We start from the raw sequence: 21,148 nt of genomic DNA, 5'->3' as shown, positions 1-21,148 counted from the left end.
CGTGCCTGAATTCGGAAGCTATTCTAGAAGTCAACCATCCCAAACTCCCCCTGATGCTTGCAGTATGGCTTTATGGCTGACGGTGTCAACCACGGGGGAAGGTCTGGCGCCCCTTCCGTGGATTTCAAATCTTTCCCGATGGTTTTTTGTAAAGTGAAACGGAAGCCTGCCCTGAATGTCGTGCGGCATTGCCGCACGCAGGGACTGCGGCACATGTCTGTTCCCATTCCACAGTGGCGAATGGGAAATGGCCCTGTTGCCCCGCATCCGGGGAATTACCATAAATTTCAATGGATTGTTGGTGCGAGCTGCGGGACTCGAACCCGCACGCCCTGTTGCGGGCGCAAGATTTTAAGTCTCGTGCGTCTACCATTCCGCCAAGCTCGCGTAACGCGCCCTGTTTAGCACATGTGGGGCGCAGAACAATTGGCGGTCGTGATTTTATTGAAAATGCGCGGCTGTGAATTGCCGCCCCCGGCCAACCCGCCGGTTTGCGGCAGGCCGGTCAGGAAAGGGGAGTGAAAAAAGGCGGTACTTGGAGGTTTTTGTTTTTTCTTATCAGTCAGTTATTTTCAAACAGCGTCTTACTGCTGGAAGGCGCGGGCCAGCACGTTCTGTTTTTCAAGCGAGATGGGCAGCGTCGTATTGGTCAGCGCGATACCCTGCCATCCCGCGCCAAGGGCGGTGTAGAGGTTGATCGCATCCTGTAGCCGCTCCAGCCGCGCCATGGCCTCGGCGTTCTGGGCGTTCAGGGTGGTGCGTTCCGTTGTCAGCACTTCCAGAAAGCCGACAAGGCCGGCCGCATACAGCTTGCGGGCGCGTTCGCTGGCCAGTGCGCTGTCTTCCGCCGCCTTGGCCAGCAGTTCCGTGTGTTCCTCATCATCATGCCATGCGGCCATTGCGTCCTCGACTTCCTTGAAGCCCCTGAGCACGGTCTGGCGATAGTTCAGGCGGCTGGCTTCGGCGGCGGCCTGCACCGCGCGCACCTGCGATGTCATCTTGCCGCCATGCATCAGCGGCAGCGACGCCATCATCAGGAACTGCCAGCTCATCGTGGCGGCTTCCGTCATCTGCGACATCATGGAGGCGTTCGGGTTGAAGCTGATGGGGATGCTGAAATTCGGGTAAAGCTGCGCCACCGCCATGCCGATTCGTGCCGTGGCCTCGGCGTACTGGCGCTCGGCCGAGCGGATGTCGGGACGGTTGGCAAGGACGATCGACGGCAGGCTGGCGGGGAATTCCGGCACGATGGGCAGGGGCTTGGCCACCTTCAGTTCCAGTTCCGATGTGCCGGGCATCTGCCCCATCAACACGTCAAGCGCATGCGTGATCTGGGAGATATGGGTCTTCAGCGGTTCACGCGCCGCAGTCTGGGAATCCAGTTCCGCCTTGGCCTGCGCGATCTGCATCGTGTTGCCCACGCCTTCAAGGTACAGGCGGTTGGTCAGGTCATAGGCGTCCTGGGCAACGTGGATGTTGTTGTTCGCGATTTCCAGCCGTAGCTGCTGGTCACGCAGCATCATGTAATCGCTCGCCACTTCGGACAGGATCATGACCATCAGGGCGCGGCGATCCTCGATCGTCGCCTCGACCGCGTATTTCTGCGCTTCCACGCTGCGGCGGATGCGGCCGAAGACATCAAGCTGCCAGCTACCGGCCATGCCATAGGTCAGGTAGTTCGCATCCGGGTGGTTCATCGGGTTGCCCGGACGGATGGGCCAGTTTTCGATGTTGATCGAATACCGCACGTTACCGCCGCCCGCGTCGGCATCCAGTTGCGGATACCACTGCGATGCCTGCACGTCGCGGATCGCGCGCTCCGCCAGGATATGCTGCCCGGCCGCCTGCAGGTCGTAATTCCCCGCAATGGCCTTATCCACCAGCTTGTCGAGTTCAGGATCCTTGAAGAGGTGCCACCACTGCTTCAGTTCCCTGTTGGTTTCCTCGATTTCCTCGGGCGTTGCGGCGTGATCGTCCTCGGTGAACTTGGCCGGGGGTTTCATCCGGTCCGGCTGGTACCGTGGCCCGACCGTGCAGCCGGCCAGGAAAATGGCCGAAGTCAGGAACAGGCCGGTCCTGCGGGTAACTGAATTGATGTTCATGATCGTGCCCGGCGCCTTACAGATGGTCTTGCAGCCATGTCGTCAGACGGCCGCGTTGGGTACGGGCCTGCGGACCCACGCTGATCGTGGCGGTCATGCCCGCCGCCAGTGTCACGCTGTCAGGCACATGGTCGAGATGGATGCGCACCGGAATACGCTGCGCCAGTCGCACCCATGTAAAGATCGGGCTGACATCCTGCAGCCCGAGCCCGTCGGGCTTGCCGTTCTGGTCATTGATACCACGGGCGATACTGACCACATGGCCCGGAATGATGTCCTTGTACCCCATGAGCTTGACGCGGGCTTCATCCCCCACGTGCACGCCCCACATCTTCGTTTCCTCGAAATAGCCGTTGACCCAGTAGGAATCGGCGTCGATCACGGCCAGGCGGGCATGGCCCTCGGTCACGTAATCACCCACCCGCAGGTTCAGGTTGGTGATGTTGCCATTGACCGGGGAATACAGGATGGAGCGCTGGAGGTTCAGCTTGGCCAGGTCAAGGGCCGCGCGCGCCGCATCGACCGAGGCGATCTGCGTCGCCACGTTCGAGTTGAAGACTTCCTGCTCTTCCGCCGAGACGATGCCACCCAGCCCCATGCGGCGGCGTGCGTCGTTCTGCTTGAGCTTCAGGTCTTCCAGCGCGCCGTCAAGGCGGGCCTGCGCCTCGCGGATGGCCAGGCGGAAACGCACGGGGTCAAGCACGAACAGGGGGTCGCCCCGGTGCACGAACTGGTTGTCCACCACGGGAAGCTGCACGACCGTTCCCGAGACTTCGGGCGCCACGTCCACGACATAGACACGGACACGCCCGTCACGTGTCCACGGAGCAATCATGTAGGTGTCCCATAAGGTGACTCCCATGACGATGGCCATCGTCACGACCGCCAGGGTCAGGACCACACGGATGAGGGTGCGCAGCAGGGGCATGGGGATTTCTCGAACCTTCTTGGGGCGGTCAGATGTACAGGATCATGAGGCAGAGGACGCAAGTGTAAAGCGCGACCTCGAACAGGGCGAGATGCCAGAACCATTTCATGATGCCGCACCACCACAGCAGGGACCGGAGCAGCATGGTGACGGGCAGGGCGGCGACAGCATAGACGACAATCGGCGCCATGAAGACACCGAATAGATTGAATTCGCTCAGCATCAGGCGGGTCTCATTCGGAACGGTCCCGTTGAAGGAGAATCAGGCGCGGACGGGCGATGACGGCTTTCGCCCCCCTGCATCGCTATCTGTAGCTGACCGGGCGACCAGAAGAAACCGGCAATGCCGGCAGGGCGCAAAGATGCCGACACCCGGTGCCGCGCGGCATGGAAGCCGCCAGTGGGGCGCATGCCTATGGCGGCAGTGCGAAAAACAGGGGTCATGACCGGCTTCCCGCCATTTCGGCCGGCTGGAAGCTCCGGTTGTGCAGATTGGCCTCGATCCGTTCAAAGACCGAATAGCACGCCAGCAGTTCGGGGGTGGATATGCCCTGGAGCAGGCGGCGCGAGACGGCTTCCACCGCGTGGCGGACCTGACGCGCGGTGCGCTCTCCCTTTTCCGTCAGGCTGACGAGCTTGGAGCGTTTGTCCTCGCGGTCGGGGGAGCGGAAGACGAGCCCGCTGCGTTCCAGCACGTCAAGCAGGCGGCCAACGGACGGGGCCTCGATTTCAAGCGCGCGCACCAGATCGGTCTGGCGGACGGGCGGCGGCAGCAGGCCAAGGTACAGGACCGGCCGCCATGTCGCCTCGGTCAGGCCATATTCGCGCAGATCGTGATCGACCTGCCGCCGCCATGCCGCACCCAGCCGGGCGAGGCGACGACCAAACGACAGTTCTTTCTCATTGCGCTCCAGATCGGGCATTCTGTTCCGTCAGCGGGGACATACAGTTATGAAGCATGCAAACCATTCGCGTGCTTAGTATATCCGTCCGCCGCACGTTTCCAGAAAACGACAATGTGAGCCAATGCAATTTCGGCATGGATACTATCTGGCAATGACGTAGATCATTGCCAGATAGCCCGGCGCGGAGTCGGCACGGTGGCCCCGCGCGGTTATTTGCGGCGTCCTGTCACGACCTGGAACAGGCTCCACAGGGTGCGGGCCGTATGGCGGGTCAGCGGGCCCGCCACCGCCGTCGCCACGGCGGAGAGGGCGACGGTCTGCCGCAGCTCGTTCAGGGCGTGTTCGCGGGCGAATCGCACGCGGATTTCTTCCGGCGTCATGTAGGACCGCCGCCCCAGGACCAGCCCCATCAGTACCACCACCACATCGGCCGCGAACACCGCCGCCGCCGCGCCAAGCGCGCTGAAGCCCAGCGTCTGGTAACAGAAGGCCCACAGCAGGCCATGGCCCGAAATGACGGCGAAGAAAGCAAATATAGCTGCTACAACCAGAAAAGCGGCCTGACGACCAAGACGGATTGCCATCAGCTTGCGTAGGGTCAGTTCCCCTTCGATGATGGTTTTACCGATTTCGCCTATTCTCATGATGCTCGCATATCCTCTGGTTGCAGCAGGCTAGAATGCCTTATTTCGTTGCGCGGCCAAGAAAATAGCTGATCACCGAGAAAATGGCGATAGCCACAAGCGGGCGGACCCGGGAGCAACCGCTCTTGGGGGCGTGTTCCGCAATGGTTTCACGCGCGTTGGTGATCAGGTGCTCCGCCTTGCCGGCGGCGTCGTGCAGGGCCTGCTTGCCGTGGGAGTGCAGCAGGTTTTCAATGTGGCTTTTCAGGGCCTGCAGGTCTTCGTGGGTGACCTGCTTGATGGTGTCTGTCTTGCTCATTGTCCTGTCCTTTTATGGCGGGTGAAGCCGATAATCCTCTGGTATGGAGGCAACCATCGCTTATAACGCCTTATCCCCCCAGTCAGGTTTCTGTTATCGCATGTCTCCTTTCTCCATAAGGCTGGTTGCCAAGGCGCTGAAGGCATTTCCCGATGCGCCGGACCTGTCGTTTTCCGCCGGGACGGGTGCGTGTCTGGCTATCGTGAACGACCGGGGCGAATGTCTGTCCGTACTGGCAGATATGCTTGCGGGGCATGCGTTGGTGCATGCCGGGCATATCCTTGTCGATGGTACCGACGTGACCCGATGGCCCGCGGCGCGGCGTCCCTGCGCGCTGGTGGGGTGGCGGGATCCGCTGTTTCCGCATCTGAACGTGCAGGCCAACCTGGCCTTCGCCCTGCGCGCGCGCGGGCTGGGCGCGCAGGCCGTGGCCGCGCGGGTCAGCGCCATTCTCGCGCTGCTGGGTCTGGACGGGCTGGAAGCCGCCCGCCCCGCCACGCTCGCGCCCGAACAGGCGCTGCGGGTCATGATCGGCCGCGCACTGGTGTGGGATCCGGCCGTGCTGGTGCTGGAAGACCCGTTCACGCGCCTGCCGCCCGCCAGCCGGGCGACCATGCACCGCCTGATTGGCCGGCTTGTCCGCGCGCGCGGGCTGTGCGTGGTGCTGCTGACGCGTGAGCGTGAGGACGCGCTGCTGCTGGGCGATACGATCGCCTACATGTCCGGCATGGAAATCGTGCAGGCGGGCAGCGCGCTGGATCTGTTTGAACGCCCGGCCTGTGACCGGGTCGCCACCGGATTCGGCCATGCCAACAGCCTGACGGTGCGCGTGGCCACGGTGGAGGATGACGTGGCCATGGCGCACCTGCCCGGCGGCCTGCCGGTGGAGGCCATGGCCGCGCCGGACGTGGCGGCGGACCATCTGGCCACGCTGTGCATCCGCCCCGACCAGATCGCGGTCATCTTTCCCACCCGTCCCGGCATGATGGTCAGCGCCGAGCCCGATGGCCCGCCGCCGCTGGAGGCGACGCTGACGGATCTGCGGCAGATGGGGGACCATGTGCTGCTGCGCTTCCGGCTGGAAAATGGGGAGGAACTGCTGGCCCGCCGTCCCCCCACGGCCGCCCTCCAGCGCGTGGCGCCGGGGCGGACCGCCCTGCTGGCATGGCAGCCGGGGCAGGCAATTGCCTTTCCGTTCCGGGGGGAAATGGGGTAGCGTCCGGCGTTCCTCAACAGTGTGTGAAAGATCGTTTCCTGTCCGTGCCCCAGTTCGCGCCCCCGTTCGTGCCCTGCCGTTTCCGCCATCCAGCCCTGCTCCCCCTGCTTGTGGTGGGTGGTCTGTCCATGCTGCCTGCGTGCGCGGCCGCCGCGCATGTGCGCGCCAGACCCGCCCTGGTGGTGGCGACAATGGATTCGCGGCTGGAACAGGCGCAGAATATGGCGTTTTTCCAGCCCTTTGCCCGGGCGTCCGGTCAGGCGGTGGCGCGCAGGGTCTGGAGTGGCACCCTGGCGGAACTGGACAGCCATGGCCTGCACGCGGGCAGCGGCGGCCCATGGTCGCTGGTCTTTACCGAGGACAGCACCATCCGCGCCGCCTGCATGCAGGGTCTGGTCGTGCATCTGGCGGGCAGCAGCGCCAACCCCGATGGCTGCGGCGCGCCGGGGCTGACCACGCAGGTGGTGGTGGCGTGGGACCAGGCATGGCGCAGGACGGCGCCGCGCTGGGCCGATTTCTGGGACATCGTGCGCTTTCCCGGCAAGCGTGGCCTGCGGCGCGACCCGCGCACGACGCTGGAAATCGCGCTTATGGCCGATGGCGTCGCCCCGGCCGATGTCTATGGCCAGCTGGCCACGCCGGAGGGGGTGGAGCGCGCCTTTCGCAAGCTCAGCCAGTTGCGGCCTTACATAACGTGGTGGTCCACGCCCGCCGATGCCGCCAGTATCCTTGAACGCGGGCAGGTGCTGATGAGCAGCGCACCGGCGGATGCGGTACGCACCATCGCCGCGCGCCGCCGGGATACGATCGGGGTCAATACGGACATGGCGCTGTCCTATGGCCTGTCATGGGGGGTCGTGGCGGGCCAGTCGGCGGAGCAACTGGTGCAGTCGCGCAACCTGCTGCACTTCATTGTCCAGCCCGACCGGCAGGCCGACTTCCTGACCCGCTATCCCGCCGCCGCGCAGCAGCCCGCCGGGGCCGCGCCGGGCACCGCACTGCCCATGGACGTGCAGTTCTGGCAGACCCATTACGCCCCCCTGTCGCAGCGGTTCGACACCTGGCTGCGGGACGCGGGCTGATGCTGCCAGACATGGCGCTGCGGCCTGCCGGCCTGATGGGGCTGGACGGGGCCTGCACGGCGGCGGGGCTGCTGGGTGCGTGCATGCTGGTGCTGGCGGTGCGGGCCGTGGTGCACGGGGCATGGCCCGCGCGCTGCGTCGTGCTGCGCGGGCTGATGCTGGCCCTCGCGCTGCCGGGGCTATGGCTTGCGTTATGGTGGCCCACTGTCGCACAGCCGATGGGTGTTGCGGGCAGCGTGGTGCAGGGCGTGCTGGGCGCGCCCGCCGCCATGTGGCCGATCTTGCGGGTCATGGACCGGATTCCCCCCGGTCTGGTCCGTACGGCCAGCGGGCTGGGGGCGGATGCGAAGGCGCGGCTCCGGCTGGTCTGGCTGCCCCTGCTGGGGGGGCCGGTCGCGGGTGTGGGCGTGTTCTCGGGGGGGATGATCGTGCTCTGCGTACTGGCGGCGGGTGCGCGGCAGTGAATTTTCATGGACTGGATACGGCGGGATCACGCACATGACGGACGATAACCCTCCCTTTTGGGAAACGACGCCGCTGAAAGAGATGTCGCGCGCGCAGTGGGAATCGCTGTGTGACGGCTGTGGGCGGTGCTGCCTGCACAAGCTGCGCGAGGACGAGACGGACGAGGTGCTGTTCACCGATGTCGCCTGCCGCCTGCTCGATACCGGAACCTGCCAGTGCACCGACTATGCCCATCGCCAGCGCCGGGTGCAGGACTGCATCAGCCTCACGCCGGACATGCTGGCCGATATCGACTGGCTTCCCCCCACCTGCGGCTACATTCTGGTGCGTGATGGCGAACCCCTGCCATGGTGGCACCCACTCGTGTCCGGCACGCACGAGAGCGTGCATGAGGCGGGCATATCCGTCAGTGGCCGGGTGGTCAGCGAACGTGAGGCGGGCATGCTGGAGGATCATGTGATCGACTGGCCGGGCGAAGCGCCCCGGCATGCCTTCCGCCGCACGCCCCCGCCCCGGCGTTCATGACCACGGGGGCGAAGGCGCCCGCGACCGAAGTCGTGCCCATCGCCTCGGGCCAGGTGGCGGTGCAGTGGCGGGCCTCGCCGCGGGCGCGGCGCATTTCCATGCGCATCGACCCGCGCAGCGGGCATGTCATCATCACTCTGCCGCGTGGCGCGCGCAGGGCGGACGGGCTGGCGCTGCTGCGCGCGCATTCCGCATGGGTCGCGGCGGGGCTGTCGCGCCTGCCGCCCCGGGCGGAACTGCGCCATGGCGGCCATGTCCTGCTTGATGGGCAAAGCCACGAGATCCGTCACGCGCCACAGGCGCGGCGCGGCGTATGGCTGGAAGAGGGGCTGCTGCATGTCAGCGGCGCGGAGGAATTCATCGCGCGCCGTGTCATGGCCTGGCTGCGCGCGCAGGCGGAGCATCTGCTGCCCGCGCGCCTGCGCCTTCAGGCCGCGCAGGGCGGGTTCCGCCCCACGCAGGTCAGGCTGCGCGACACCCGCAGCCGGTGGGGAAGCTGCTCATCCGATGGCGGCATCATGCTGTGCTGGCGGCTGGTCATGGCCCCACGGGAAGTGCAGCATTACATCATCGCCCATGAACTCGCGCATCTGCGGCACATGAACCACGGGCCGGATTTCTGGCATCTGGTGGACCAGATCACCCCCCACCGCCGGCAGGCCGAAAAATGGCTCCATGCCCATGGCGCGGGCCTGCACCGGCTGGGGTCCGCCTGAAGTTCAGGCGGTGAACTGTTCGGTTATGATCCGCTCGGACAGGCTCTGCCCGGGATCGAACAGGACGGTGGTGTGGAGTTCGCGCGCCTCGCTGATCTCGACGGAAATGACGTCACGCACCTCGGTAAAATCGGCAACGGCGGCGACGGGGCGCTTGTCGGTTTCCAGAATGTCGAAACGGACCTGCGCGGTGGACGGCAGCAGGGCGCCACGCCACCGGCGGGGGCGGAACGCGCTTATGGGGGTCAGGGGCAGCAGGTTGGCCGAAAGCGGCACGATCGGCCCATGGGCGGACAGGTTGTAGGCGGTCGATCCCGCCGGGGTCGAGATCAGCACGCCATCGCATATCAGTTCGGGCAGGCGCACGCGGCCATCCACCTCGATACGGATTTTCGCGGCCTGCCGCGTCTGGCGGAACAGGAACACGTCATTGAGCGCCAGCGCATGCACGCATTCCCCCTCCCGCGTGCGGGCCTTCATGCGCAGGGGGTGCAGGATGGCGGCCTGTGTTGCGGCCAGGCGTTCGGGCAGGTTGTCGGGCACGGCGGGGTTCATGAGAAAGCCCACCGTCCCGCAGTTGATGCCATAGACCGGCAGCGCGCGGCCCAGCGTCGTATGCAGCATCTCCAGCATGAAGCCATCCCCGCCCAGGCAGATCAGGGCGTCCGCTTCCTCCGGCGCGCACTGGCCGTACTGCCCCACCAGGCGTTCCAGCCAGATCTGCGCGCTCTCGTTGGGGGCGGCGGCGAAACTCAGCCGCGTGGGCACGGCCCCGTCGGTCCATCCCGGGTAGGATGTGTCACTCATGGAGTGTGGATGGACAGGCGGTGATGGGCCATGACCGGCATGCGCTCGCGGATGCTGTCCGTAACACCCCGGTCAAGGCGGGCGGTGCTCCATCCCGGCCCGTCCGAGACCTGCGCCACGATGGTCCCCCACGGGTCGATGATCATGGAATGGCCGTAGGTGCGGCGTTTCTGGCCGCTTTCATCCGTATGGGTGCCGGTGGTGCCGCAGGCGACCAGCCAGCACTGGGTCTCGATGGCGCGGGCGCGCAGCAGCGTCTCCCAATGCGCGAGGCCGGTCTCGACCGTAAAGGCGGCAGGCACCAGCAGCACGTTCGCGCCGCGCGCGCGCAGCGCATGGAACAGGGCGGGAAAACGGATGTCGTAACAGATGGCCAGCCCCGCCGTCATGCCATGGGGCAGGGCGGCGGTCACGATGTCGGAGCCGGGTTCGTAGGTATCACTCTCCCGGTAGCCTTCGCCGCCCGGCGTGGTGACGTCGAACAGGTGGATCTTGCGGTAGCGCGCGCACTCATGGCCCGTCGCGTCGAACAGCACGGAGGTATTGAACAGCCTGCCGCCATGCTTCTCCCCTATGGAGCCGCCATGGAGCGTGATGCCATGCTCGCGCGCCATGGTGGACAGGAACCGGTACAGCGGCCCGGCCTCACCCGAATCATCGGGGGCGGGCAGGCTTTCGGCGGCGGCGAACTTCATGTCCCGTGTGCCGCCAAGGCAGCTCCACATTTCAGGCAGGATGACCAGCTCAGGCTTGTCCGAGCGGACGGCGGCGCCGATCAGCGCGCGGGCGCGTTCGATATTCTCGGGCGCGGATGCGCCGGGCGCCATCTGGATGACAGTGGTGCGCATCGGGACAGATCCCTCCATGGGCAGGTTGCCCCGACCATAGGACAGGCACCGCCATCCCCGCAACCGGGGGCGCAATACGGGTTCGGCCTGTTAAAAGATGTTGGGGAAGGCTAGGATGAAGCCAGACTTCATATTGAAAAATCAATGGCGCATACCGCATCTTCCCGAACAGTCATTTTCGCCGCCCTTGGGGGCAACCTGCTGGTGGCGGCCACCAAATTTGGCGCGGCCTTCCTGACCGGCAGTTCCTCCATGCTGAGCGAGGCCATCCACTCCCTCATCGACACCGGCAATCAGGGCCTGCTTCTGGTGGGTATCCGCCGCGCGCAGCGCCCGGCCACGGTGCAGCACCCGTTCGGGCATGGCCTGGAACTGTATTTCTGGACTTTCGTGGTGGCGCTGCTGATTTTCGGGGTAGGGGCCGGTGTCTCCTTTTTTGAGGGGGTCACCCATATTCTCCACCCCCAGCCTGCGGCGCATGTGGTGGTCAATTACGTGGTGCTGGGGGTCAGCATCGTGTTCGAGGGGTCGGTCTGGCTGTTCGCCCTGCGCGCCTTCCGCAGGGAAGGCAAGGGCCGTCGCGGCTGGGTCGAGGCCGTGCAGGTCAGCAAGGATCCCACCGTTTTCACGGTCCTGTTCGAGGATACGGCGGCGCTGTGCGGCCTGGCCGTGGCGTTGCTGGGCAACATACTGGCCGAATGGCTGGACATGCCGGTTCTCGATGGCGTGGCCTCCATCGTGATCGGGTGCATCCTGGCCCTGACGGCGGGCTTTCTGGCGCTGGAATCCCAGTCCCTGCTGACGGGGGAAGGTGTCGCGCCGGAGGTGCTGGCCGCGCTGCGCCGCATGGCGCTGGCCGCGCAGGGCGTGGAGCGGCTGAACGAGATCCGCTCCCTGCATTTCGGCCCGCATGACGTGCTGGTGGCCATCAGCGTGGATTTCCGCAACGACATGAGCGCGGGGCAGGTCGAGGCCGTGGTCAGCGCGCTTGAACGCCAGATCAAGCAGCAGTACCCCGACGTGACGCGCGTGTTTATCGAGGCGCAGGACTTCCGCACCCAGGTCGTGGGTGCCGAAGTGACCGGCGGCGCGCCTACGCCGTGACGAATTCGTCCGCGTGGTAACCCTGGGCGAACAGCAGGCTGCGCAGGGTCGTCGCGTTGACCTGGTTGCTGATTTCGCGCCGTACGGCTGGCTTGGCGTGGAAGGCGATGCCCGTGCCCGCCACGCGCAGCATGGCCAGGTCGTTCGCGCCATCGCCCGTCGCCATGGCGTCGGTCATGTCCAGCCCGCCCTGCGCGACAAGGCGGCGCAGATGCGCCAGTTTCGCATCCGGCCCCAGAATGGGATGGCCGACCTCACCCGTCAGTTCCCCGCCAGAGGCCAGTAGCGTATTGGCGTGGTTTTCATCAAAGCCGCATATCTCCGCCACCCGGCTGGTAAAGAAGGTGAACCCGCCGGAGACGAGGGCGGTGCGCGCGCCATGGGCGCGCATGGTGCGTACCAGTTCCTGCGCGCCGGTGTTTAGCCGGACATCCTTCCACGCCTTTTCCAGCACGGTGACGGGCAGGCCACGCAGCAGGGCGACGCGTTCATGCAGCGCGGCTTCGAATTCGATCTCCCCGTTCATGGACCGGCGCGTGATCTCGGCGATCTTCTCACCGATCCCGGCATGGGTGGCGATATCATCCAGCGTCTCGCACCCGACAATCGTGCTGTCCATGTCCGCGACCAGCAGGCGCTTGCGGCGGTTCGGGCGTGGCGTTACCAGCACGTCGATGTGCCGCCCGGCAAACACGTCGCGCGCCGCCCCGATATCGGGCGCGTCCCATGTGGCGGGCGCATTGCACGCGATCTCGACCGCTTCGCCTTCGGACAGGGTGACAGGGGCCGCACCCCGTACCAGGTCGCGCGCCATCTGGATATCGACCGGTGTGAGGGATGTGGCGCCACGGTTGGCCACCAGTACAAGGGTATGGGAAAAGGAAGGGGAAGAGTCAGCCATGGGGTCCGGGTATATGACAGGGGTGGGACAATGACACGCCCCCCGGCGGGGTCGGCGCGTGTGGCGCTGATCGTGGCGGGTCCGACCTGTTCGGGCAAGTCCGCACTTGCGCTGGCGCTTGCACGGCAGGTGGGCGGTACCGTCATCAATGCCGATTCGATGCAGGTCTATCGCGACCTGCGCATCCTTACGGCCCGCCCCGACCCGCATGACGAGGCCAGCGTGCCACATGCAGTGTACGGTGTCCTGCCCGCGGCCGAAAGTGGCAGCGTGGCGTGGTGGCGCGTGCAGGCCATCGCGGCGGCGAAGGCGGCGTGGGATGAAGGGCGCGTGCCGGTGTTCTGCGGGGGCACCGGCATGTATTTCCGCGCGTTGACGCAGGGCCTGGCCGATATTCCCCAGCCCCCCCCCGCCATTCGCGCCGATGCGCGTGACATGGTGGCCCGGCTGGGGCCGGAGGCGGTGCATGCCCTGTTACGGCAGGCCGATGCCGAGACCGCCGCCACCGTGCGCCCGACCGATGGCCAGCGTATCGCGCGCGCATGGGAAGTGCACGCGGCGACCGGGCACGGCCTTGCGTGGTGGCGGCGCGAAGCCGTGCTGCCGCCGCTTGACGCCCGTTTCATCGCCGTGCGGCTGCACCCCGCGCGCGACGTGCTGCGCGCCGCCATCGCCCGGCGTTTTCAGGCCATGCTGGGCCATGGCGCGCTTGATGAGGTCGCCCGCCTGCTGGCGCAGGATCTTCCCCCCACCCTGCCCGCCATGCGCGCCCACGGGGTGCCGGAACTGGCCGCCGTGCTGCGCGGCGCGATGACGCTGGAGGCGGCGGCGGAGCAGGCCATCCGCCTGACCGGGCAGTACACCAAGCGGCAGGCGACATGGTTCGCCCACCATGCGCTGGCGGCGGCGGATGACACTTTTATTCACGAAAAACGATTTGAAAATTGCGACCCCGCGCAACAAATGGAAAGATGGACAAACAAAATCATTTCTTTTGTTATTAACCGCATTGACGCGGGCCAAGGGTTTCCGTAAACCCGGCCCGGGATTTCGCCTCTGGCGGCAGGCCGGTTGTTCCGGCCCCGTGGCGAAGGAGCAGGAACATGAACGCAGCATCGCACCAGACCGACCTGAAGCCTCACACCACCGGCACGGACACCTCCGTCGTCCTCAGCGGTGCGGAAGTGCTTCTGCGCGTCCTGGCCGAGCAGGGGGTCGAAGTCATTTTCGGCTATCCCGGCGGGGCGGTCCTGCCCATTTACGACGCGATCTTCCGCCAGAACGCGATTCGCCACGTGCTGGTCCGCCATGAACAGGCGGCGGTTCACGCGGCGGAAGCCTATGCCCGCTCCACCGGCAAGGTGGGGGTGGTGCTGGTCACCAGCGGCCCCGGTGCGACCAATACGGTCACCGGCCTGCTCGACGCCATGCTGGATTCGATCCCGGTGGTCTGCTTCTCCGGTCAGGTGGGCGTGCCGCTGATCGGCACCGACGCCTTTCAGGAAGCGGACACGACCGGCATTACGCGCCCGGCCACCAAATACAACTATCTCATCCGCCGGGCGGAGGATGTGGCGTCATGCGTGCATGAAGCCTTCCACATCGCGCGCAGCGGCCGCCCCGGCCCGGTTCTGGTGGACCTGCCCAAGAACCTGATGGTGGGGCCGGCCCCCTACAGCCCGCCGCCGCGCACGCCGCACCCGTCCTACCAGCCGCAGACCGAACCGGGGCGCGATGTGATCGCCCGCGCCGTAACCGCGATGAAGCAGGGGCGCAGGCCGCTGTTCTATATCGGCGGTGGCATCATCAATGCCGGGCCGGAAGCTTCCGCCGCACTGCGCAGGCTGGTGGAAAAGACGGGCTTCCCGTGCACCTCCACCCTCATGGGGCTGGGGGCGATGCCGGCGGGGGACCGCCGCTTCCTGGGCATGCTGGGCATGCATGGCACGTACGAGGCCAACATGGCCACCCATGGCTGCGATGTGCTGATCGCGCTGGGCGCACGCTTTGACGACCGGGTGACCGGGCGGCTGGATGCGTTCTCGCCCGGTTCGTTCAAGATCCATGCGGATATCGACCCCAGCCAGATCAACAAGATCGTGCCGGTCGATGTGGGCATAGTGGGTGACGCGGGCCGCGTGATCGAAAGGATGCTGGAGGAATGGGACTGCACGCCCGCCAATCCCGGCCAGCCGATCGACCTGGCCCAGTGGTGGCACCAGATCAATGAATGGCGCGCGGTCAACAGCCTCGGCTTCACGCAGGACATGGCGCCGGGGGCGATCATCCGCCCGCAATACGCCGTCCGCCGCCTGCATGAACTGGCGACCGCCACGGGGCGTGACACCTATGTCTCGACCGAGGTGGGGCAGCACCAGATGTGGGCGGCCCAGCATTTCGGCTTCGACCAGCCCAACCGCTGGCTGACTTCGGGGGGGCTGGGCACGATGGGCTACGGCCTGCCCGCCGCCGTGGGCGCGCAGATCGCGCATCCCGATGCGCTGGTCATCGACATCGCGGGGGAAGCCTCCACGCTCATGAACATTCAGGAACTGTCCACCATCGCGCAGTACCGCCTGCCGGTTAAGGTCTTTATCCTGAACAACCAGTACATGGGCATGGTGCGCCAGTGGCAGGAGCTGCTGCATGAATCCCGCTATTCCGAGAGTTACAGCGCGGCCCTGCCGGATTTCGTGCGGCTGGCGGAAAGCTTCCACGGCCATGGCCTGCGGGCGACCTGCATGGGTGAGCTCGATGGCGTGATTACGGAAATGCTGGCCCATCCCGGCCCGGTGGTGGCGGATATCTGCGTGGCGCAGGAAGAAAACTGCTACCCCATGATCCCGTCCGGCGCGCCGCACAACCAGATGCTTCTCGGCCCCGACCAGGATGACGAGATCAGCGCCGAAGGCCGCATGCTGGTCTGATCCCCCGTTCCGGGGCGGCATTCCGTCCCGCGCCTCTTTCTTCCGTTCCCGCCGTCCTGTATGGCGGCGGCTTCAGCAGTCAGGAAACACAATCATGACCACGCAGCAGGAGAGCCCGGTCTCCGCGGTCATTTCCATTCAGGTCGAGAACGAAAGCGGTGCGCTGGCGCGTGTCATCGGGCTGTTTTCGGGTCGTGGGTACAATATCGAGAGCCTGACCGTGGCCCCGGTGGATGAAAACCGCCGCCAGTCGCGCATCAATATCGTCACGACCGCCGTGCCCCATGTGCTTGAGCAGATCCGCGCACAGGTCGAACGCCTGGTGCCGGTCTATCGTGTTGCGGTCATGACGCGGCAGGATCCGCACGTGGCGCGTGAAATGGCGCTTGTAAAGGTGATCGCCAGTGGCGAGCGCCGGGCCGACGCCCTGCGCATTGCGCAGGCCTTCCGCGCCCATCCGGTTGATGCCTCGGCCACGTCGTTCGTTTTTGAACTGACGGGTGCGACCGACAAGCTTGATGCCTTTATCGACCTCATGCGTCCCCTCGGTCTGGCCGAAGTGTCGCGTACGGGTGTCGCGGCTATCGCCCGCGGCGCGGCAATCCTGTAAGGGGTCGGGGTTTTTACCTTTCCTGAGTTTTTTTCATTTTCCCCAAGGAGTGAGACCATGCGCGTCTATTACGATCGCGATGCCGATGTGAACCTGATCAAAAGCAAGAAGGTGGCCATTATCGGTTACGGCAGCCAGGGCCATGCCCATGCCAATAACCTCAAGGACTCCGGCGTGACCGACATCGTGGTCGGCCTGCGCCCCGAATCCACCGCCGTGGCCAAGGCCGAAGCCGCCGGCTTCAAGGTGATGACCCCGGCCGACGCCGCCAAATGGGCGGATGTGGTGATGGTGCTGACCCCCGATGAGGGCCAGGGCGCGCTGTACAAGGAATCACTCGAAAAGAACCTGAAGCAGGGCGCGGCCCTTGCCTTCGCGCATGGCCTGTCCATCCATTTCCGCATTATCGAAGCACGCCCCGATCTGGACGTGTTCCTGATCGCGCCGAAGGGTCCGGGCCACACCGTGCGTTCCGAATACCAGAAGGGTGGCGGCGTGCCGTCGCTGGTGGCCGTGGCGCAGAACGCTTCGGGCAACGCGCTGGAAATCGCCCTGTCCTATGCTTCCGCCAATGGCGGTGGCCGTGCGGGCATCATCGAGACCACCTTCAAGGAAGAGGTCGAGACCGACCTGTTCGGTGAGCAGGCCGTGCTGTGCGGTGGTCTGGTCGAGCTGATCCGCGCCGGTTTCGAAACGCTGGTGGAAGCCGGTTACGCGCCGGAAATGGCGTATTTCGAATGCCTGCATGAAATGAAGCTGATTGTTGACCTGATCTATGAAGGCGGCATCGCGAACATGAACTACTCCATCTCCAACACGGCGGAGTATGGTGAATACGTGTCCGGCCCGCGCGTGGTCACGCCGGAAACCAAGGCCGAGATGAAGAAGATCCTGACCGACATTCAGGACGGCACCTTCGTGCGCAACTTCATCCTTGAAAACCAGTCCGGCAATATCGGCTTCAAGGCCACCCGTGCGCGCAACAACGAACACCAGATCGAGAAGGTGGGCGAAAAGCTGCGCGGCATGATGTCGTGGATCGGTAAGAACAAGCTGGTTGACAAGTCCCGCAACTGATCGGGTTACCGACGCGACACCAGCGGTTCGCCGCGGGTTTCACGAACGCCAGCCGGATTGTTCCGGCTGGCGTTTTTTTGTGCCTGCCTTTTCCAGCATTTACCGTGACACGACCCGGCACGGGTGCCACCATGCGCGCCGGATACGAACAGCAGGAGCGCCGTACCGTGACGGATTACGTGATTTCCCCCTATGCCCTTCCCATCGTGCCCGTGGCGGGGAGTAAGGGTGTCTTTCCCGTCAGGCGGATATGGTGCGTGGGGCAGAACTATGCCGCCCATGCGCGTGAAATGGGCAGCAACCCCGAACGTACGGATCCTTTCTTCTTCGCCAAGCCCGGTGACGCCGTGGTGCCCGGCGGCGGGCTGCTGCCTTTTCCCGTCAGCACGTCCGACCTGCATCATGAGGTGGAACTCGTCGCCGCCATCGGGCGGGAGGGGCATGACATCACGGTGGAAAAGGCGCTTTCGCATATTTATGGCTACGCGGTCGGGCTGGACATGACACGGCGCGACCTGCAGGCCGTGGCCAAGAAGGCGGGTCGCCCCTGGTCCCTGGCCAAGGGGTTTGACCAGTCCTGTCCCATCTCTCCCATCGTGCCCGTCTCGACATGCGGCCATCCGGCCACGGGTGCGATTACCCTTACGGTAAACGGGGAGCTGCGCCAGAAGGGGGATCTGTCGGACCTGATCTGGTCCGTGGCGGAAATCGTGGCGTGCCTGAGCCGGTTCGTCGCGCTGGAGCCGGGCGACCTGATCATGACCGGCACACCCGCCGGCGTGGGGCCGGTACGGCGTGGCGACGTGCTGCATGCCGCCTGCGCAGGGGTGGGCGAACTGAACGTGACATATACGGGGTAATTTAAGCCGGAACCCTTTAGCGACCCGCCTTCATCGGCGGCGGGTGCTGCATCAGTTCATCAATGAACAGCCCGATCTTGCGGGAATGCGCCGTACTGACCGGGTGGATTGCGAAGAAGGAGATCGGGTCCGGCTCCCACTGTTCCAGCACGGTCCGCAACAGGCCACGGGCCATGTAGCTTTCCACTTCCCACAGGGATTTCTGGGCAAGCCCCAGCCCGGCCAGCGCCCAGTGCACCGGCATTTCGGAATCGGTGGAGGCCATGCGGGCCGGGACCCGTTCGGTCCGGGCTTCCGCACCGCGCCCCAGCCGCCACCGGGTGTGCAGGTGCGGGGTCGGGCCATGGGCCAGGCAGTCATGTTGCCCAAGGTCATCCGGCCCGGCGGGTACGCCGCGTCGCGCCAGATAGTCGGGGCTGGCCACGATGACGCGCCGGGTTTCCATGATGCGCCGCCCCGTCAGCATGGTATCGAGCGCAGGGGCGGCGCGGATGGCGATGTCAAACCCTTCGCCCACGATATCCGCTATCCTGTCTTCCAGCGTCAGGCTTATGCGGATATCGGGGTGACGGTGCGCGAACTGCGCCACGAACGGCGTAAGCCACCACCGCCCGAACGGGATGGGCGCCGTAATGCGCAGTTCACCGGCGGGGGTGGTGGCGATGGCGCGGGTATGCGCCTCCATCCGGGCGGTGGCCTCCACAATGGCGCAGGCTTCCTGGTAATAGAACTGCCCGGCGGCGGTCAGGGCATGGCGGCGGGTGGTGCGCACCAGCAGCCGGGTTCCCATGCGGCGTTCAAGCCGCGCCAGCCGGTCGCTGACCACCGACGTGGCCAGCCCAAGCTCCCGCGCCGCGGCGGACAGGCTGCCGCTTCGTATTATGGTGACAAATACCGCCATTTCGGTGATGTCACGCATATATTTGTTATCCTTCATGCAAGCAGCTTCCGGTTAAAGGGGATTATCATCTCCCGCCATGCGCGCCCATAGTCGGCGTATGGGGCGCGTGGATTTGCGCGCCGCTTCCTGCCAGAAGGATCGAAACACCATGCATTATCGTCAGCTTGGCCGCTCCGGCCTGCGGATTTCAGCATTCACGCTCGGCACGATGACATTTGGCGGCAAGGGGGATTTCGCCAAGACCGGGAATACCGACCTTGCCGGTGCGAGCCGCCAGATCGACCTGTGCATCGAAGCCGGGATCAACATGTTCGATACGGCCGATATCTATTCGACCGGCGTATCGGAAGAAATTCTCGGTGCGGCGCTCAAGGGGCGCGGCGATGACATCATGGTCACCACCAAGGCCCGTTTCCGCATGGGCAAGGGGGCGAATGACGCCGGTCTGTCGCGCTATCACCTCGTCAGCGCGTGCGAGGCCAGCCTCAGGCGTCTGGGCCGCGATCATATCGACCTGTATTACCTGCATGAATGGGATGGCCAGACCCCGCTGGAGGAAACGCTCGAAGCCCTCGACACCCTGACGCGCGCGGGCAAGATCCGGTACGCGGGTGTTTCCAACTTCTCGGCCTGGCACCTGATGAAGGCGCTCGGCACGGCGGAACGCAACCGGCTGATCGCTCCCGTCTCACAGCAGATCTACTATTCCCTCCAGGCGCGGGATGCCGAGTATGAACTGCTGCCCGTCGCCCTTGATCAGGGGATTGGCGTGCAGGTCTGGAGCCCGCTGGCGGGCGGCCTGCTTTCGGGCAAGTACCGGCGCGGCAAGCCCCAGCCCACCGGCACGCGGCAGATCGAGAACTGGGGCGAGCCACCCGTCCATGACATTGAAAAGCTCTATGACGTAGTGGAAGTGCTGGTGGACATCGCCGGGTCGCGCGGCATATCGGCGGCGCAGGTGGCGCTGGCCTGGGTGGCGCAGCGCCCGGCCATCACCTCGGTCGTGATCGGGGCGCGGACCGAGGCGCAACTGGTGGATAACCTCAAGGCCGCCGAACTGGAGCTGACGGCGGATGAAATCAGCCGCCTTGATGAAGCCAGCGCCCCCCCGCTGATCTATCCGTTCTGGCATCAGGCCAGCACGGCATCGGACCGGCTTTCCGCGGCGGATCTTCTGCTGCTGGGGCCCACGGTGGCCAAAAAGGGCGCGTAAGCCTGCCGCCCGCCTGTCCAGGCAGGCGGGCCTGCTGGTGTTTACATGATTGCCGCGCGAATGGCCGTTGCGCCCGTAAGACACGGCAATATTGACCTGCATCAAGGATGCGGGCCCAGCGTTAATGATCAGCTAAACGCCTGATATGCGGCGCCGGGCCGGATACGGGACGCCAGATGGGGAGACGGAAATCAGCTTCCGATATCTTGTAATAACATCTGGTTGACCCCATCTGGAATCCAGCGCCGCGTCGTTGCCTGTTGAGGGACGGCACAAGGCAAACCGTTATGTCGCCTGATTGAAAGGGACGAGGGAACAATGAATATCGAGAAGTTTACGGAACGGTCGCGTGGTTTTCTGCAGGCCGCGCAGACCATAGCCATGCGGGATTACAACCAGCAGTTGACACCGGAGCACCTGCTCAAGGCCCTGCTGGATGACGATCAGGGGGCGGCCGCCTCCCTCATCCGCGCGGCAGGCGGGCAGGTGCCCGCCATTACGGCGGCGAACGACGCGGCACTCGCGAAACTGCCCAAGGTGCAGGGCAGCGGTGCGGGCCAGCCGAGCGCGACAGGTGATCTTGTGCGCGTGCTTGATGGCGCCGAACAGGCCGCGCAGAAAGCGGGCGATGAATACGTGGCGCAGGACCGTCTGCTGGCCGCCATCGCCGCATCCGAAACGCCGGCCGGTCAGGCCCTGCGCACGGGCGGGGCGACCCCGCAGGCGCTGGACAAGGCGATAGCGGCCATCCGCAAGGGACGTACAGTGACAAGCGAAAACGCAGAAGCCAATTTTGACGCGCTGAAGAAATATGCCCGCGACGTGACCGAGGTCGCGCAGGAAGGCAAGCTGGATCCCGTGATCGGGCGTGATGAGGAAATCCGCCGCGCCATTCAGGTTCTGGCCCGGCGCAGCAAGAACAATCCCGTCCTGATCGGTGAACCGGGCGTGGGCAAGACCGCGATTGTCGAGGGGCTGGCCCAGCGCATCGTCAATGGCGACGTGCCCGAGGCGCTGAA

General features: G+C 65.3%; 23 protein-coding genes and 1 tRNA gene (1 of these 24 running past the window's edge). 13 read left to right on the top strand and 11 right to left on the bottom strand.

The genetic code is table 11. The annotated features are described in order from the left end of the window. Positions 1–299: 299 nt before the first annotated feature. From LDL28_RS08950 to LDL28_RS08920, 7 genes are all read right to left on the bottom strand, one after another. A tRNA-Leu gene (locus LDL28_RS08950) sits at positions 300–387 on the bottom strand. A 197-nt stretch (positions 388–584) separates the two neighbouring features. Beyond that, entirely contained in the window at positions 585–2,102 is a 1,518-nt protein-coding gene (locus tag LDL28_RS08945; RefSeq protein ID WP_233058232.1) for an efflux transporter outer membrane subunit, read from the bottom strand. A 16-nt stretch (positions 2,103–2,118) separates the two neighbouring features. Beyond that, a complete protein-coding gene (locus LDL28_RS08940) occupies positions 2,119–3,030 on the bottom strand; it encodes an HlyD family secretion protein (protein ID WP_025812489.1) in 912 nt (303 codons plus the stop codon). A 28-nt stretch (positions 3,031–3,058) separates the two neighbouring features. After that, complete coding sequence (locus LDL28_RS08935; RefSeq protein WP_010510087.1) at positions 3,059–3,253, bottom strand: DUF1656 domain-containing protein; 195 nt, start codon at positions 3,251–3,253, stop codon at positions 3,059–3,061. Between the two features lie 217 nt (positions 3,254–3,470). Then, a complete protein-coding gene (locus LDL28_RS08930; RefSeq protein ID WP_233058231.1) occupies positions 3,471–3,953 on the bottom strand; it encodes a MarR family winged helix-turn-helix transcriptional regulator in 483 nt (160 codons plus the stop codon). A 191-nt stretch (positions 3,954–4,144) separates the two neighbouring features. Continuing rightward, positions 4,145–4,579 carry a hypothetical protein gene (locus LDL28_RS08925; protein ID WP_233058230.1) on the bottom strand — a complete coding sequence of 145 codons (435 nt, stop codon included), beginning with the start codon at positions 4,577–4,579 and terminating at the stop codon, positions 4,145–4,147. 40 nt (positions 4,580–4,619) lie between these two features. After that, positions 4,620–4,877: a hypothetical protein gene (locus tag LDL28_RS08920; RefSeq protein ID WP_025812492.1), complete on the bottom strand. Its 258-nt coding sequence runs from the start codon at positions 4,875–4,877 to the stop codon at positions 4,620–4,622. A gap of 100 nt (positions 4,878–4,977) precedes the next feature. On the opposite strand from LDL28_RS08920, the gene LDL28_RS08915 reads away from it, so the two are divergent. From LDL28_RS08915 to LDL28_RS08895, 5 genes are read left to right on the top strand one after another with little or no spacing between them, the layout of a single operon-like run. Beyond that, on the top strand, positions 4,978–6,093 hold the full coding sequence (locus tag LDL28_RS08915) for an ABC transporter ATP-binding protein (protein WP_233058229.1): 1,116 nt from the start codon (positions 4,978–4,980) through the stop codon (positions 6,091–6,093). Between the two features lie 23 nt (positions 6,094–6,116). Further along, positions 6,117–7,175 (top strand): extracellular solute-binding protein, encoded by a 1,059-nt coding sequence (locus tag LDL28_RS08910; protein ID WP_233058228.1) that lies wholly within the window; start codon positions 6,117–6,119, stop codon positions 7,173–7,175. Further along, entirely contained in the window at positions 7,175–7,639 is a 465-nt protein-coding gene (locus tag LDL28_RS08905; protein WP_233058227.1) for a hypothetical protein, read from the top strand. Before LDL28_RS08910 ends, LDL28_RS08905 begins: the two co-directional genes overlap by 1 nt. Before the next feature lie 34 nt (positions 7,640–7,673). Continuing rightward, positions 7,674–8,165: a YcgN family cysteine cluster protein gene (locus LDL28_RS08900; RefSeq protein ID WP_233058226.1), complete on the top strand. Its 492-nt coding sequence runs from the start codon at positions 7,674–7,676 to the stop codon at positions 8,163–8,165. Beyond that, complete coding sequence (locus tag LDL28_RS08895; protein WP_233058225.1) at positions 8,162–8,881, top strand: M48 family metallopeptidase; 720 nt, start codon at positions 8,162–8,164, stop codon at positions 8,879–8,881. The genes LDL28_RS08900 and LDL28_RS08895 overlap by 4 nt, the downstream gene beginning before the upstream one ends. A 3-nt stretch (positions 8,882–8,884) precedes the next feature. Here LDL28_RS08895 and LDL28_RS08890 read toward each other — a convergent pair whose 3' ends face one another. Beyond that, positions 8,885–9,688 carry an NAD kinase gene (locus tag LDL28_RS08890; protein ID WP_233058224.1) on the bottom strand — a complete coding sequence of 268 codons (804 nt, stop codon included), beginning with the start codon at positions 9,686–9,688 and terminating at the stop codon, positions 8,885–8,887. Next, positions 9,685–10,536, bottom strand: coding sequence for a carbon-nitrogen hydrolase family protein (locus LDL28_RS08885; protein WP_233058223.1), 852 nt, complete (start codon positions 10,534–10,536; stop codon positions 9,685–9,687). Before LDL28_RS08885 ends, LDL28_RS08890 begins: the two co-directional genes overlap by 4 nt. Before the next feature lie 144 nt (positions 10,537–10,680). On the opposite strand from LDL28_RS08885, the gene LDL28_RS08880 reads away from it, so the two are divergent. Then, on the top strand, positions 10,681–11,640 hold the full coding sequence (locus tag LDL28_RS08880; protein WP_233058222.1) for a cation diffusion facilitator family transporter: 960 nt from the start codon (positions 10,681–10,683) through the stop codon (positions 11,638–11,640). Here LDL28_RS08880 and serB read toward each other — a convergent pair. Next, on the bottom strand, positions 11,630–12,541 hold the full coding sequence (gene serB, locus LDL28_RS08875) for a phosphoserine phosphatase SerB (protein WP_233058221.1): 912 nt from the start codon (positions 12,539–12,541) through the stop codon (positions 11,630–11,632). The two genes, LDL28_RS08880 and serB, sit on opposite strands and share 11 nt — an antisense overlap. Positions 12,542–12,571: 30 nt before the next feature. Here serB and miaA point away from each other — a divergent pair, with 30 nt between their 5' ends. From miaA to LDL28_RS08850, 5 genes are all read left to right on the top strand, one after another. Beyond that, complete coding sequence (gene miaA / locus LDL28_RS08870) at positions 12,572–13,576, top strand: tRNA (adenosine(37)-N6)-dimethylallyltransferase MiaA (protein WP_233058220.1); 1,005 nt, start codon at positions 12,572–12,574, stop codon at positions 13,574–13,576. A 68-nt stretch (positions 13,577–13,644) separates the two neighbouring features. After that, the gene (gene ilvB / locus LDL28_RS08865) at positions 13,645–15,468 is read left to right on the top strand and encodes a biosynthetic-type acetolactate synthase large subunit (protein WP_233058219.1); all 1,824 of its coding nucleotides are present in this window, start codon (positions 13,645–13,647) and stop codon (positions 15,466–15,468) included. Between the two features lie 94 nt (positions 15,469–15,562). Then, a complete protein-coding gene (gene ilvN, locus LDL28_RS08860; protein ID WP_233058218.1) occupies positions 15,563–16,078 on the top strand; it encodes an acetolactate synthase small subunit in 516 nt (171 codons plus the stop codon). Positions 16,079–16,135: 57 nt separating this feature from the next. Further along, positions 16,136–17,155 carry a ketol-acid reductoisomerase gene (gene ilvC / locus LDL28_RS08855; protein WP_183480282.1) on the top strand — a complete coding sequence of 340 codons (1,020 nt, stop codon included), beginning with the start codon at positions 16,136–16,138 and terminating at the stop codon, positions 17,153–17,155. 131 nt (positions 17,156–17,286) lie between these two features. Then, positions 17,287–18,015: a fumarylacetoacetate hydrolase family protein gene (locus LDL28_RS08850; protein ID WP_233059245.1), complete on the top strand. Its 729-nt coding sequence runs from the start codon at positions 17,287–17,289 to the stop codon at positions 18,013–18,015. 16 nt (positions 18,016–18,031) lie between these two features. On the opposite strand, the gene LDL28_RS08845 is transcribed toward LDL28_RS08850, so the two are convergent. Continuing rightward, entirely contained in the window at positions 18,032–18,934 is a 903-nt protein-coding gene (locus tag LDL28_RS08845) for a LysR family transcriptional regulator (protein WP_233058217.1), read from the bottom strand. Positions 18,935–19,064: 130 nt separating this feature from the next. On the opposite strand from LDL28_RS08845, the gene LDL28_RS08840 reads away from it, so the two are divergent. Both LDL28_RS08840 and clpB read left to right on the top strand, forming a co-directional pair. Next, entirely contained in the window at positions 19,065–20,129 is a 1,065-nt protein-coding gene (locus tag LDL28_RS08840; RefSeq protein WP_233058216.1) for an aldo/keto reductase, read from the top strand. A 318-nt stretch (positions 20,130–20,447) separates the two neighbouring features. Then, positions 20,448–21,148, top strand: the 5' end (the start) of a protein-coding gene (clpB, locus tag LDL28_RS08835) for an ATP-dependent chaperone ClpB (RefSeq protein ID WP_233058215.1). It continues 1,903 nt past the right edge of the window; 701 of the gene's 2,604 nt are visible here — the first part of the coding sequence; the start codon lies at positions 20,448–20,450; the stop codon falls past the right edge of the window.

This window comes from Komagataeibacter sp. FNDCR2, from assembly GCF_021295395.1.
GTDB lineage: Bacteria > Pseudomonadota > Alphaproteobacteria > Acetobacterales > Acetobacteraceae > Komagataeibacter.
Note: the sequence above shows the minus strand (reverse complement) of the source record. Positions and strands in the feature narration are given on the sequence as shown.